12 protein-coding genes are annotated in these 13,355 nt (G+C 71.0%); 9 read left to right on the top strand and 3 right to left on the bottom strand.

Features of this window, described 5'->3' with window-relative positions; genetic code table 11:
• Nucleotides 1-89: 89 nt before the first annotated feature.
• Complete coding sequence (gene hemE / locus AOK01_RS21585; protein ID WP_055514179.1) at nt 90-1,157, bottom strand: uroporphyrinogen decarboxylase; 1,068 nt, start codon at nt 1,155-1,157, stop codon at nt 90-92.
• 194 nt (nt 1,158-1,351) lie between these two features.
• On the opposite strand from hemE, the gene AOK01_RS21580 reads away from it, so the two are divergent.
• The 4 genes from AOK01_RS21580 (at nt 1,352) to AOK01_RS21565 (ending at nt 5,430) form a co-directional block, all read left to right on the top strand.
• Nucleotides 1,352-2,032 (top strand): DUF3000 domain-containing protein, encoded by a 681-nt coding sequence (locus tag AOK01_RS21580; RefSeq protein ID WP_079103631.1) that lies wholly within the window; start codon nt 1,352-1,354, stop codon nt 2,030-2,032.
• A 485-nt stretch (nt 2,033-2,517) separates the two neighbouring features.
• Nucleotides 2,518-3,180 (top strand): response regulator transcription factor, encoded by a 663-nt coding sequence (locus tag AOK01_RS21575; protein WP_055514175.1) that lies wholly within the window; start codon nt 2,518-2,520, stop codon nt 3,178-3,180.
• 156 nt (nt 3,181-3,336) lie between these two features.
• Nucleotides 3,337-4,629: a ribonuclease D gene (locus AOK01_RS21570; protein ID WP_079103630.1), complete on the top strand. Its 1,293-nt coding sequence runs from the start codon at nt 3,337-3,339 to the stop codon at nt 4,627-4,629.
• Nucleotides 4,630-4,818: 189 nt separating this feature from the next.
• Nucleotides 4,819-5,430, top strand: coding sequence for a TetR/AcrR family transcriptional regulator (locus AOK01_RS21565; RefSeq protein ID WP_055514173.1), 612 nt, complete (start codon nt 4,819-4,821; stop codon nt 5,428-5,430).
• A 10-nt stretch (nt 5,431-5,440) separates the two neighbouring features.
• On the opposite strand, the gene AOK01_RS21560 is transcribed toward AOK01_RS21565, so the two are convergent.
• Nucleotides 5,441-6,076, bottom strand: coding sequence for a TetR/AcrR family transcriptional regulator (locus tag AOK01_RS21560; protein WP_055514171.1), 636 nt, complete (start codon nt 6,074-6,076; stop codon nt 5,441-5,443).
• 58 nt (nt 6,077-6,134) lie between these two features.
• Entirely contained in the window at nt 6,135-6,863 is a 729-nt protein-coding gene (locus tag AOK01_RS21555) for an IclR family transcriptional regulator (RefSeq protein ID WP_055514181.1), read from the bottom strand.
• A 158-nt stretch (nt 6,864-7,021) separates the two neighbouring features.
• Between AOK01_RS21555 and AOK01_RS21550 the strand changes: the two genes are divergently transcribed.
• The 5 genes from AOK01_RS21550 (at nt 7,022) to AOK01_RS21530 (ending at nt 13,320) form a co-directional block, all read left to right on the top strand.
• Nucleotides 7,022-7,849, top strand: coding sequence for a 2-keto-4-pentenoate hydratase (locus AOK01_RS21550; RefSeq protein WP_055514168.1), 828 nt, complete (start codon nt 7,022-7,024; stop codon nt 7,847-7,849).
• Complete coding sequence (locus tag AOK01_RS21545; protein WP_055514166.1) at nt 7,846-8,802, top strand: acetaldehyde dehydrogenase (acetylating); 957 nt, start codon at nt 7,846-7,848, stop codon at nt 8,800-8,802. The genes AOK01_RS21550 and AOK01_RS21545 overlap by 4 nt, the downstream gene beginning before the upstream one ends.
• On the top strand, nt 8,799-9,848 hold the full coding sequence (dmpG, locus tag AOK01_RS21540; protein WP_055514165.1) for a 4-hydroxy-2-oxovalerate aldolase: 1,050 nt from the start codon (nt 8,799-8,801) through the stop codon (nt 9,846-9,848). Before AOK01_RS21545 ends, dmpG begins: the two co-directional genes overlap by 4 nt.
• A gap of 122 nt (nt 9,849-9,970) precedes the next feature.
• The gene (locus tag AOK01_RS21535) at nt 9,971-11,197 is read left to right on the top strand and encodes a thiolase family protein (protein WP_055514162.1); all 1,227 of its coding nucleotides are present in this window, start codon (nt 9,971-9,973) and stop codon (nt 11,195-11,197) included.
• Complete coding sequence (locus tag AOK01_RS21530; RefSeq protein WP_055514160.1) at nt 11,194-13,320, top strand: 3-hydroxyacyl-CoA dehydrogenase NAD-binding domain-containing protein; 2,127 nt, start codon at nt 11,194-11,196, stop codon at nt 13,318-13,320. Before AOK01_RS21535 ends, AOK01_RS21530 begins: the two co-directional genes overlap by 4 nt.
• Nucleotides 13,321-13,355 lie beyond the last annotated feature (35 nt).

Here is a 13,355-nt window from a genome sequence, read left to right as displayed (position 1 = left end):
GGCCGGGTGGGCTGGGCCCGGCAGCCGAACACCCGGGCCCAGCCCACCCGGCCTCAGCTCGGCCCAGCCCAACCCAGCGGAGCAGAGCGTCAGCGGGCCGTTCGGACGTGCACGTACTCCACGAGCCGGGTCAGCGCGTCCGGATCCATCGTCGGCAGCACCCCGTGCCCGAGATTGAAGACGTGCCCCTCCAGCCCCGCGGCGGCGTCGAGTACCTCCTGGGTCTTCTCCTCCACGACCTCGGTCGGGGCGAAGAGGACGGCCGGGTCGAGGTTCCCCTGGAGCGCCCGGCCGGGGCCGACCCGCCGCGCGGCCTCGTCGAGCGGCACCCGCCAGTCGACGCCGACGACATCGGCGCCCACCTCGCCCATGAGGCCCAGCAGCTCACCGGTGCCGACACCGAAGTGGATGCGCGGGACGCCGTACTCCTCGACGGCCCGGAAGACCTTCGTGGAGGCGGGCAGCACGGAGCGCCGGTAGTCGCCGGGGGCGAGGGCGCCGACCCAGGAGTCGAAGAGCTGCACGGCGGAGGCACCGGCCTCGATCTGCACCTTCAGGAAGGCGGCCGTGATGTCGGCGAGCCGGTCGAGCAGGTCGGCCCACAGCTGCGGGTCGCCGTACATCAGGGCCTTGGTGTGCTCGTGGTTGCGGGACGGGCCGCCCTCGACGAGGTAGCTCGCCAGGGTGAAGGGCGCGCCCGCGAAACCGATGAGGGGCGTCGATCCGAGCTCACGGGTGAGCAGCCCGATCGCCTCGGTGACGTACCAGACGTCGTCCGGCGTCAGATCGCGCAGCTGGTCGAGGTCGGCGCGGCTACGGATCGGCTTCGCGACGACCGGGCCCACGCCCGGCTTGATGTCCAGGTCGATACCGATGGCCTTCAGCGGTACGACGATGTCGCTGTAGTAGACCGCCGCGTCCACCTGGTGCCGGCGGACCGGCTGGAGGGTGATCTCCGTGACCAGCTCGGGCCGCGTGCAGGACTCCAGCATGGGGATGCCCTCGCGCACCTTCAGGTACTCGGGCAGTGAGCGCCCGGCCTGTCGCATGAACCACACGGGCGTGTGCGGCACAGGTTCACGCCTGCACGCCTTGAGGAAGGCGGAGTCGTAGGTCGCGGTCGGCGGCTGGCCCTTGGGGCGGTCAATGACACTCACGACGAAAAGTCTCGCACGGCCCAGGGGCACCCAGAGCCCGGGTCCGAAGCGGGGACGCCCCGGCCCCACACAGGCCCACACCTCCGCGAACCGGCGCTTTCAGGGGCGCCTTTCGGCAACGCGATCCGGACAGTGGCCCGGCGCACGGGTGTCTCTCCCTGCGCGAAGGCTCCGTTCCCCTTAATCTTCCCCGCATGGCTGCGGCTCAGGGACGATTGTCGGACGGCACTGGCGGGATGGACGACCCCAAGGAGAAGGATGGGGAGCGGGAGCGGGATGCGATGGAGGCGGCTCCGCTGCCTTTTCGAGCCGCTGTCGATGCGTTGAGAGCCGCGCGGCTGCGACCTCAGGTCGAGATCGAGCCGACGAAGGCACCGCGACGGCTCGCGCCGTTCGCGTACGCGCTGGAGGCCGCCGTCGTCGACGGTGACGAGGATCTGGCGGACGGCCGCCTCATCCTGCTGCACGACCCGGCCGGGCACGACGCCTGGCAGGGCTCGTTCCGCCTGGTGACGCTGGTCCGTGCGGAGCTGGAGCCGGAGATGGCCGCGGACCCGCTGCTCCCCGACGTCTGCTGGTCCTGGCTGACGGGCGCGCTCCAGTCCCGCGGTCTCACGTACGGCGAACCCAGCGGCACGGTCACCCGGGCCAGTTCGCACTACTTCGGCGGCCTCTCGGAGCGCTCCCCGGCGTCCCAGATCGAGATCCGCGCCTCCTGGACCCCCCGCGAGGGCCTGGGCGGCGTCCCCGACACAGCAGCGCACCTGGCCTCGTGGTGCGACCTCCTCGCCCAGCTCGCGGGCCTCCCCCCGGCGGCCCCCGGCGACGCCTCGATCGTCACCCTCCCGCAAAGGCGAGGCCCCCAGACCCGCTGAGCGCACCACCGTAAGAACGCCACCACCCGCGCCCTACGAGGGGCGCGGTTCCCGTCGTGCGCTCGGCGCCAGGTGCGGTGGATCAAGGGCTCGGTCAACCTTCCGCCGCCTCTCCCCCTCCATGGATGCTTCCCGGCCCTCCGCCGACCTCCATGGGGCGCGGAGGAGCCGTACGACCGCCCCGCGCACGCCCCAGCGGCCTCCCGGCGCGCCCCGGAATCGGCTGCGGCCTGCACGAAAACACGTTTGCCCTTTTATCGATACGACCACTTTCGGCCTCGTATCGAAGCGGAGCGGACTCGTTTCGATCTTCGGGTGATCGATCGTGCGTCCGAATTGCTCGCATTATTCCTCACCAAATCGTGATCATTCTCTAAAGGCGGACGGGTTTGATGCCGAAGACCTCTGTGACCTTGAAAAGCACGGTTCCTCCCGGCTTCTTCCCCCACAGCCGGTCCCCCCGTCCCGCACCCCCAGGAGGCCTGGTGTCCGTTCTCCTTGAGCAGCCCGCAAGCCTGGTCGCCTACCGCCCGAACAAGCCGACCGCGATGGTGGTCGTGGCCGACCCGCGCGTGCGCTCCACCGTCACCCGCCATCTGTGGGCGCTCGGTGTTCGCGACGTGATCGAGGCCTCGTCCGTCGCGGAGGCTCGTCCCCGCATCGGCAACCCCCGCGACATCTGTGTCGCAGACGTCCATCTTCCCGACGGCTCCGGCCTGACCCTCCTGTCCGAAACCCGCGCCGCGGGCTGGCCGAACGGCCTGGCCCTGTCCGCCGCCGACGACATCGGCGCCGTACGCAACGCCCTCGCGGGCGGCGTCAAGGGCTACGTCGTCACCGGCACCCGTACGAACGTCGGGCTTCCGACCCGGCCGGGCGTCGCCCCCATCGGCTCCGCCGCCGCCCGTATGCACCGCCGCCCCCCGGGTTCCCCGAGCCACCCGGGTGGCTATCGCGAGCTGTCCGGCCGCGAGGTCGAGGTGCTCCGGCTGGTGGCGGAGGGCCAGTCGAACAAGGCCATCGGTGTCTCGATGGGCCTGTCCGCGCTGACCGTCAAGAGCCACCTCGCCCGCATCGCCCGCAAGCTCGGCACGGGCGACCGCGCCGGCATGGTGGCGGTGGCCCTGCGCACGGGAATCATCCACTGACCACTCCACTCACCGCCGCCGGAACCCTCCCTCCGTGAGAACCGGGACGCCCCACTGATCCAGGATTCACCGACCTGACTGGTTTACGACCCTCGGAGGCCCGTCGACGGAACGTTCCGTCGACGGGCCTCCGTCATACACAGATACCCTTGACAGGTGACCGACGCCCAAGAGACCGCAGCAGACAGTTCACTGCGAACCACCGGAGGCGCTCCTCCGGACGACGTCGAACCGGCGCCGATCCCGTTGTTGGAGCCCCGCGACGGAATTCCGCCGGTGATCACCGACGACGACTCGCTCGCCGAGATGATCGCCGCGTTCGCGGCCGGCACCGGCCCCGTCGCCGTGGACGCCGAGCGGGCCTCCGGCTATCGCTACGGCCAGCGCGCGTATCTGGTGCAGCTGCGCCGCGAGGGCGCGGGCTCCGCGCTCATCGATCCCATCGCCTGCCCCGATCTGTCGGGCCTGGGCGAAGCGCTCTCCGGAGTGGAGTGGGTGCTGCACGCGGCCACCCAGGACCTGCCGTGTCTGCGGGAGATAGGTATGGTCCCCACCCGGCTCTTCGACACCGAACTGGCAGGCCGGCTCGCCGGGTTCCCGCGGGTCGGGCTCGGCGCGATGGTCGAGAGCGTCCTGGGCTTCGTACTGGAGAAGGGGCACTCGGCGGTCGACTGGTCGACCCGGCCCCTGCCCGAGCCGTGGCTGCGCTACGCGGCGCTCGACGTGGAGCTGCTCGTCGATCTGCGGGACGCGCTGGAGAAGGAGCTCGACCGGCAGGGCAAGCTGGACTGGGCCCGCCAGGAGTTCGACGCGATCGCCTCGGCGCCGCCGCCCGAGCCCCGCAAGGACCCGTGGCGCCGTACCTCGGGCATGCACAAGGTGCGCCGCCGCCGGCAGCTGGCGGTCGTACGGGAACTGTGGGAGACCCGGGACCGGACGGCGCAGCGCCGGGACATCTCGCCGGGCAAGGTCCTCGGTGACAGCGCGATCGTCGAGGCCGCGCTCGCCGTACCGGCCAATGTGCACGCGCTCGCCGCGCTGACCGGGTTCGGGCACCGCATGGGCCGGCGTCAGCTGGAGCAGTGGCAGGCGGCCGTGGACCGGGCGAAGGCCCTGCCGGACTCCGAACTGCCGCAGCCCGGCCAGCCGCTGACCGGTCCTCCGCCGCCGCGTGCCTGGGCCGAGAAGGACCCGGAGGCCGCGGCGCGGCTGTCCGCGGCGCGGGCCGCTGTCTCCGCGTTGGCGGAGACGCTGAACATGCCGCAGGAGAACCTGATCACGCCGGACACGGTGCGACGGGTCTGCTGGGAGCCGCCCGTGACACCGGACGCGGCGTCCGTGGCGGCCGCGCTCGCCGGGTACGGGGCTCGGGGCTGGCAGGTGGAGCAGGTCACGCCGGTGCTTGTCGCTGCGCTGGCTGCGAAGGCCAAGCCCAAGCCCAAGGAGTGAGCTCCGGGGATCTCGGGGGATCCCCGGACTCACCTTGGTCGCATCGTCGCCGTGGGTGGTGCGGACTTGTCGCGGCTGACGGTGCGTCGTGGCTTGGCGCGCCGTTCACCGCGCCCCTACGGGGCGACCTTGCCCTTGACCCCCATCGGTACCGAACGTTCTACCTCTTCGCTTTGCTATACTGACCGCATGAGTCGGAGTCCAGAGGGCGGCAGCACATCCGAAGCGCGAGCGCGGCTGCTCAACACAGCGACGAGGATCTTCTACGCGGAAGGCATCCACTCCGTCGGCATCGACCGGATCACCGCGGAGGCGCAGGTCACCCGGGCCACGCTGTACCGGCACTTCGCGGGCAAGGAAGAACTCGTCCTCGCGTACCTCGACCAGGCCGACAGGGCGATCCGCGGCCAGGTCGCCGCCGCCCAGGCAAGCAGCCAGTCACCGGACGAGAACGTCCGGGCCGTCGCCAGGTCCATCACCGAGGGCATCCGTTCCCCCGGTTTCCGCGGCTGCGCCTTCCTCAACGCGGTCGCCGAGTACCACGACCCGGCCCACCCCATCCACCAAGCCGTCCTGGCCCACCGGCAGTGGTTCCTGACCACCGTCACCGACCTGCTGGCCCAGACCGGCGACGCACCCGCCGACGCAGCCGGCCGACACCTCATCATGCTCAGGGACGGCGCCATGGCAGCCGGCTGTCTCTTCGACCCCGAACTCGTCTCCGAGACCTTCCTGCAAGGCGTCGAAGGAATCCTGCAAGCACTGACCACGCCAGGGTCCGCGCCGAATGCGGCTGACTAGAGGGCGGCGGTCACACCTGCGCGCGGGCACGCTCCTCCGCGAGGCCGCGGACGAGGGAGACGAACGGGGCGACGTGGGAGCTGTAGCTCGTACCGTCGAAGCTGTTGGTCACCGACAGCCCGTCGGTCATGGCCCGCCCGAGGACGGCCAGCTGTTCGATGAAGGGCCCGTCGCTCTCGCCGCTGTCCGACGCGAAGACGGGGGTGAGGGCGTCCACCCAGGACGCGTGGGCGTAGTCGCGGATGCGGCGCACGGTGGTCCGCACCGATTCGGCGTCCTTGTGCGGGCCCACGCTGACGGCCAGCAGGAGGCGGAGATAGTCGGGCCGCCGGTCCAGGGAGTCGCACGCCGCGGAGAACCAGGTCTCGAACCGCTCCAGCGGCTCGCGGTCGTCGAACGAAGCCGGGTTCGGGAACAGGGCGTGCAACTCGTTGAAGGTGCGGTCGAGCAGCGCCGCCAGGACGCCCAGCTTGTTGCCGAAGTGGTAGTAGATGGAGCTGGCCGGCAGTCCGGACCGCGCGCAGAGGTCCGAGACGGTCATGCCGTCATAGCCCTGGCTGGTGATGAGGGACCGCGCCGCATCGAGGATGACGTCGCGGCTGCTCGAACCGGCAGCGGACGACGCGGAGTCGTTTCCTTTCACCATGAGGCCATGATAGGTCCGCCGTGTCGCGCGGACGGACCGGTCCAGGCGTGAGGCCTCCTCACACGGTGCGGCCGGAGCGCAGCGCGCGGGACAGGCCGAGGGCCGCCGTGCGCACCGCCGGTGCCAGCCTGGCCGGGTGGAACCGGGCCCGCGGCACGGCCACGGACAGGGCGGCCACCGCCGTCGGCCCGTCGAAGACCGGCGAGGCGATGCAGCTGACGTCGAGGGCCGCCTCCTGTTCCTCGTAGGCGAGCCCGGACACCTGGATCTGCTCGATGGCGGTCCGCAGCCGTGCCGGATCGGTGACCGAGTACGGGGTCAGCCGGCGCAGCGGCTCCGCCAGCACCTCCTCGGTCAGGTCCGTGCCGGAGAACGCCAGGAGTGCCTTGCCGACCCCTGTGCACGTCAGCGGGAGCCGGCCACCGATCCGGGACGGAAGCGTCACCGCCTGGTGGCCGTGGATCCGCTCGACGTAGACCACGTCGTGGCCCTCCCGCACCCCGAGGTGGACGGTCTCGTGCGTGGCCTCGAAGAGGTCCTGCAAGAAGGGCAGTGCCGTCTCGCGCAGGTCGTGCCGGCGGGGTACCAGCGAACCCAGTTCGAAGAGCTTGCCGCCGAGCCGGTAGGTGTCGGCCTCGCGTTCCAGCAGACCCAGGCGTACGAGATCGGCGCAGAGCCGGAACGCGGTCGTCTTGGACAGCCCCGTCTTCGCCGTGATGTCCGTGAGACGGAACGCTCCACCGTTCGGCCGGTAGCAGTCGAGGACGGCTGCCGCCTTGTCGAGCATGTTTCCCAGCGTGCTGTTCCGTGTCATGGAACATATTTTGCCGGGCCCCGGCCCGCACTCCTATATCTGTCGAGTACCGGCTTCTCGTATCTCGCCCTTCGCCCGGAGGTATCGCATGTCTGTTCCGCACCGCCGCACCACCGCCCCCGGAGGCCGGCATGAACGCCGCTGACGGGCCGTCCGGTGCCGTGGCCAAGGTGGCCGCCGTTCTCGACGAGGCCGCCCGCACGGGGATCCCCTGTCCGCCGGTGCGCTCCCTGCTGCCCGAGCAGGATGTCGAGGCCGCCTACGCGGTGCAGCGGCTGCGCGTCGAGCGGGGTGTCACCGCCGGCCGGCGCCTTGTGGGCCGCAAGATCGGCCTCACCTCTCCCGCCGTCCAGCGGCAACTCGGCGTCGACAGGCCGGACTTCGGGGCCTTGTTCGCCGACATGGCCGTGCCGCAGGGGCAGCACGTCGCGGCCGGCCGGCTGATGCAGCCGAAGGTGGAGGCGGAGGTCGCCCTGGTGCTCGGCGCGGACCTGCCGCAGTCGGATCCGACGGTCGCCGACCTGCTGCGTGCCACGGCGTTCGCCCTGCCCGCCCTGGAGATCGTCGACAGCCGCATCGCCGGGTGGGACATCACCATCGTCGACACCGTCGCGGACAACGCCTCCTGCGGTCTGTTCGTCCTCGGCGGCACCCCCGTGCCCCTGGACCGGGTCGACCTGCGCGCCGTGACGATGACCCTCACGAAGAACGGCGAGACCGTCTCCGAGGGCACCGGCGCCGACTGTCTGGGCAGTCCGCTCACCGCCGCGCTCTGGCTCGCCTCGGCCCTGGCGGGTCTGGGCGATCCGTTGCGCGCCGGCGACATCGTCCTGACCGGCGCGCTCGGCCCGATGGCCGTCGCCGCCGAGGGCGACGAGTTCACCGCCCGCATCGAAGGACTCGGCACGGTGGGCGTAGCGTTCGCCCGCTCGGCCGCCGCGGAAGGAGCCGGAGCATGACCCCGAGTACGACCACGAAGGTCGCCGTCATCGGATCGGGCAACATCGGCACCGACCTGATGATCAAGATTCTGCGGCTCTCCGAGTCCCTGGAGATCGCCGCCGTGGCGGGCATCGACCCCGACTCCGACGGCCTCGCCCGCGCCCGCCGCCTGAAGGTCGCCACCACCAGCGAGGGCGTGGCAGGGCTGGTGGAACTGGACGAGTTCACGGACGTGTCGATCGTCTTCGACGCCACCTCCGCGGGCGCCCACCGACGCCACGACGAGGTGCTGCGCGGCCTGGGCCGCACGGTCGTCGACCTCACCCCGGCCGCCCTCGGCCCGTACGTGGTGCCGCCGGTCAACGGCGACGCCCACCTGGACGCGCCGAACGTCAACATGGTCACCTGCGGCGGCCAGGCCACCATTCCGGTCGTGGCCGCCGTCGCCGCCGTGACACCCGTCCACTACGGCGAGATCGTCGCCTCCATCTCCTCCCGCTCGGCCGGTCCCGGTACCCGCGCGAACATCGACGAGTTCACCGAGACCACCTCCTCCGCCATCGAGAGGGTCGGCGGAGCGGCCCGCGGCAAGGCGATCATCGTCCTCAACCCCGCCGAGCCGCCCCTGATCATGCGGGACACCGTGCACTGCCTGGTCGGCGACTGCGACGACGCGGCCGTCACCGCCGCGGTGGAAGAGATGGTCGCCCGCGTGCAGGTCTACGTCCCCGGCTACCGCCTCAAGCAGCGGGTGCAGTTCGTCCGCGTGGACGCCGCCGACCCGCTGCGCTCCCTGCTGCCCGCCGCCGCGCGGACCGGCGAGGCCGTGAAGGTGTCCGTCTTCCTGGAGGTGGAGGGCGCCGCCCACTACCTGCCCGCCTACGCCGGCAACCTCGACATCATGACCTCGGCCGCCCTGCGCACCGCCGAGCGCATGGCAGCCCACTCGGCCAGGACGGTGTCCCGATGACTTCCCTGTACGTCCAGGACGTGACCCTGCGGGACGGCATGCACGCCGTTCGCCACCGCTACACCGTCGAGCAGGCCCGCACCGTCGCGGGCGCCCTCGACGCCGCCGGGGTCGCCGCGATCGAGATCGCGCACGGCGACGGCCTGTCCGGCTCCAGCATCACCTACGGCGTCGGCGCCCACACCGACTGGGAGTGGATCGAAGCTGTCGTGGGTGCCGTCACGCAGGCGATTCCCACCACGCTCCTCCTGCCGGGCATCGGCACCCTGCACGACCTGCGTCAGGCCCACGCCCTCGGCATCCGCTCGGTCCGCGTGGCCACCCACTGCACCGAGGCCGACATCTCCGCCCAGCACATCGCCGCCGCCCGCGACCTGGGCATGGACGTGGCCGGATTCCTGATGATGTCCCACATGGCCGAGCCGGCCCGACTGGCGCAGCAGGCCGAGCTGATGGAGTCGTACGGCGCGCAGTGCGTGTACGTCACCGACTCCGGGGGACGGCTCACCATGGACGGCGTCCGCGACCGCGTCCGCGCCTACCGCGACGTCCTCGACCCGGCCACCGGCATCGGCATCCACGCCCACCACAACCTCGGCCTGGGCGTGGCCAATTCGGTCGTCGCCGTCGAGAACGGTGTCACCCGCGTCGACGCCTCCCTCGCCGGCCAGGGCGCGGGAGCCGGCAACTGCCCCCTCGAAGCCTTCGTCGCGGTCGCCGACCTGATGGGCTGGGAGCACGGCTGCGACCTGTTCCCGCTGATGGACGCCGCCGACGACGTCGTACGACCGTTGCAGGACCGGGAGGTCCGCGTCGACCGCGAAACCTTCACCCTCGGCTACGCGGGCGTGTACTCCAGCTTCCTGCGGCACGCCGAGGAGAACGCCCGCCGGTACGGCGTCGACACCCGGGCGATCCTCGTCGAGGTCGGCCGGCGAGGACTGGTCGGCGGCCAGGAGGACATGATCACGGACATCGCACTGGACCTGGCCGACACCCGCACGACGGACCCGGTCACCGCCTCGCCGTCGCCCGATCCGGTGTGACCTTCGCCGCTCCCCGCCGTGGGACTGGGCAGGGTGGTTACTCGTAAGTAGCATGGGAGGTGAGCGCGCGCTCAGGGCGTGTGTGTCGCGCAGTGCCATCCCGCATCTGGAGGAGAGCCATCGTGCCTCGTAGCGTCAGGGACGTCGTCTTCGTCGACGGCGTCCGCACCCCGTTCGGCAAGGCGGGCCCGAAGGGCATCTACCACGAGACCCGTGCCGACGATCTCGTCGTGAAGGCGATCCGGGAGCTGCTGCGCCGCAACCCCGGACTCGACCCGAAGAAGATCGACGAGGTCGCCATCGCCGCGACCACGCAGATCGGCGACCAGGGTCTGACGCTGGGCCGCACGGCCGGCATCCTGGCCGGGCTGCCGCAGTCCGTGCCCGGCTACTCGATCGACCGGATGTGCGCCGGCGCGCTGACCGCCGTGACGACCGCGGCCGGTTCCGTCGCCTTCGGGGCGTACGACGCCGTCATCGCGGGCGGTGTCGAGCACATGGGCCGCCACCCGATGGGCGAGGGCGTGGACCCGAACCCGCGGTTCGTCAGCGACAAGCTGGTCGACGAGTCGGCCCTGTTCATGGGCATGACCGCGGAGAACCTGCACGACCGCTACCCGGGCATCACCAAGCTGCGCGCCGACGAGTACGCCGTGCGCTCGCAGGAGAAGGCCGCCAAGGCGTACGCCAACGGCAAGATCCAGCAGGACCTGGTGCCGATCTCGGTGCGCAACACCAACGCGGAGGTCGGCGAGACGGGCTGGGGCCTGGTCACCGCCGACGAGCCGATGCGCCCGGGGACCACCCTGGAGAACCTGGCAGGACTCAAGACCCCGTTCCGTGTGCACGGCCGGGTCACCGCCGGTAACGCGGCCGGTCTGAACGACGGCGCCACCGCCTCGATCATCGCGTCCGAGGAGTTCGCCCGCGACAGCGGCCTGCCGGTCCGGATGCGCCTGGTCTCGTACGCCTTCGCGGGTGTCGAGCCCGAGGTGATGGGCTACGGCCCGATCCCGGCGACCGAGAAGGCCCTCGCCAAGGCGGGCCTGTCGATCGAGGACATCAACCTCTTCGAGATCAACGAGGCCTTCGCCGTCCAGGTCCTCGCGTTCCTGGAGCACTACGGCATCGCGGACGACGACGCGCGCGTCAACCAGTACGGCGGCGCCATCGCGTACGGCCACCCGCTGGCCTCCTCCGGCGTCCGGCTGATGACCCAGCTGGCCCGCCAGTTCGAGGAGCAGCCGGAGGTCCGCTACGGCATCACCACCATGTGCGTCGGCTTCGGCATGGGCGCCACGGTGATCTGGGAGAACCCGCACCACAAGGACGCCGGAGGCGACAAGTGAGCACCACTGAACTCCTGAAGGGCGCGGCCGAGCTGTTCCCCGACGAGGTCGTGACGTCGGCGCACGTACGCCACCTCGACCTGCCGTTCGGCGCCGGGCGCTTCGCGCTCATCACGCTCGACAACGGCCTCGACCACACCAAGCCGACCACCTTCGGCCCGGCCTCGCTGGCGAACCTGAACACCGCCGTCGACCAGGTCGAGAAGGAGGCGGCGGCCGGCGAGATCATCGGCGTCGGCGTCACCGGCAAGCCGTTCATCTTCGCCGTCGGCGCGGACCTCAAGGGCGTCGAGCTCCTGAAGGAGCACAAGGACGCGCTCGCCATCGGCAGGGGCGGCCACGAGGTCTTCAAGCGGCTGTCCGCCCTCGCGGTCCCGACCTTCGCGTACTACAACGGCGCGGCCATGGGCGGCGGCGTCGAGGTCGGTCTGCACTGCACCTACCGCACGGTGTCCGCGGCCCTCCCCGCCTTCTCGCTGCCCGAGGTCTTCCTCGGCCTGGTGCCCGGCTGGGGCGGCTGCACCCTGCTGCCGAACCTGATCGGCGCGGAGCGGGCCGTCTCGGTGATCATCGAGAACTCGCTCAACCAGAACAAGCAGCTCAAGGGCGCGCAGGTCTACGAACTGGGCATCGCCGACGCGCTGTTCGAGGGCACGGACTTCCTGGAGCAGTCGCTGATCTGGACGGCGTCCGTCCTCAAGGGCGAGATCGTCGTCGACCGCCCGGCGATCGACCGCGGCGAGGCCTGGGACCAGGCCGTCGCCAAGGGCCGCTTCATCGCGGACAGCAAGGTGCACGGGGCGGCCCCGGCCGCGTACCGCGCCCTTGACATCATCGCCGCCGCCAAGAACGGTGACCTGCAGCAGGGCTACGACGCCGAGGACACGGCGCTCGCCGACCTGATCATGGGCGGTGAACTGCGTGCGGGCATCTACGCGTTCAACCTCGTCCAGAAGCGCGGCAAGCGCCCGGCGGGTGCCCCGGACAAGTCCCTGGCCCGTCCGGTCACCAAGGTGGGCGTCGTCGGCGCCGGTCTGATGGCCTCGCAGCTCGCCCTGCTCTTCCTGCGCCGCCTGGAGGTGCCGGTCGTACTGACCGACATCGACCAGGAGCGCGTCGACAAGGGTGTGGGCTACGTCCACGCCGAGATCGACAAGCTGCTCGGCAAGCGCCGGATCAACCAGGACAAGGCGAACCGCCTCAAGGCCCTGGTGACGGGTGTCCTGGACAAGGCCGAGGGCTTCGCGGACGCGGACTTCGTCATCGAGGCCGTCTTCGAGGAGATCGGCGTCAAGCAGCAGGTGTTCGCGGAGGTCGAGGCGGTCGCCCCCGCTCACGCGATCTTCGCCACCAACACCTCCTCGCTGTCGGTGACGGAGATGGCGTCGAAGCTCAAGAACCCCGAGCGGGTCGTGGGCTTCCACTTCTTCAACCCGGTCGCGATCCTGCCACTGCTTGAGATCGTGCGGGGCGAGGCGACGGACGACGCGTCCCTCGCCACGGCCTTCGCCGTCGCCAAGAAGCTCAAGAAGACCGCGGTCCTGGTGAAGGACGCCCCGGCGTTCGTCGTGAACCGCATCCTCACCCGCTTCATGGGCGAGATCCAGAACGTCATCGACGAGGGCACGCCGGTCGAGGTCGCCGAGAAGGCGGTCGAGCCGCTGGGACTGCCGATGTCGCCGCTGGTGCTCCTGGAGCTGGTCGGCCCGGCCATCGGCCTGCACGTCTCGGAGACCCTCAACCGGGCCTTCCCCGACCGCTTCACGGTCTCCCCGAACCTCGCGGCGGTCGTGAAGGCGGGCAAGCGCGGCTTCTACGTGTACGACTCCGGAAAGCCGGAGCTCGACCCCGAGGTCGCGGCGCTGCTGCAGCAGGGCGATGTCGTCCTGACGGAGGAGCAGGTACGGGACCGGGTGCTCGACGCGGTCGCCCAGGAGATCGGGCTCATGCTCGACGAGGGGGTCGTCGCCGAGGCGCAGGACATCGACCTGTGCCTGATCACGGGGGCGGGGTGGCCCTTCCACCTGGGGGGTGTCACTCCGTACCTGGACCGTGAGGGCGTCTCCGCGCGGGTGAACGGCAAGCCGTTCCTGGCGGCGGGGGTGGCTTCCGTTCCGGCGTAGCGGGTCGCGGGGGTGTTTTTCGCCCCCGCCGCCCC

It is taken from the genome of Streptomyces aurantiacus, from assembly GCF_001418335.1.
Taxonomy (GTDB): Bacteria; Actinomycetota; Actinomycetes; order Streptomycetales; family Streptomycetaceae; genus Streptomyces; species Streptomyces aurantiacus.
The sequence above is the reverse complement of the archived record's forward strand: the minus strand, read 5'-3'. Positions and strand labels throughout refer to the sequence as shown.

Coding starts and splice junctions, on each gene's coding strand:
- AOK01_RS21550 (WP_055514168.1), top strand. CDS start 7,022: ATGAACGCCGCTGACGGGCCGTCCGGTGCCGTGGCCAAGGTGGCCGCC.
- AOK01_RS21565 (WP_055514173.1), top strand. CDS start 4,819: ATGAGTCGGAGTCCAGAGGGCGGCAGCACATCCGAAGCGCGAGCGCGG.
- AOK01_RS21555 (WP_055514181.1), bottom strand. CDS start 6,863: ATGCTCGACAAGGCGGCAGCCGTCCTCGACTGCTACCGGCCGAACGGT.
- AOK01_RS21580 (WP_079103631.1), top strand. CDS start 1,352: ATGGCTGCGGCTCAGGGACGATTGTCGGACGGCACTGGCGGGATGGAC.
- AOK01_RS21560 (WP_055514171.1), bottom strand. CDS start 6,076: ATGGTGAAAGGAAACGACTCCGCGTCGTCCGCTGCCGGTTCGAGCAGC.
- dmpG (WP_055514165.1), top strand. CDS start 8,799: ATGACTTCCCTGTACGTCCAGGACGTGACCCTGCGGGACGGCATGCAC.
- AOK01_RS21545 (WP_055514166.1), top strand. CDS start 7,846: ATGACCCCGAGTACGACCACGAAGGTCGCCGTCATCGGATCGGGCAAC.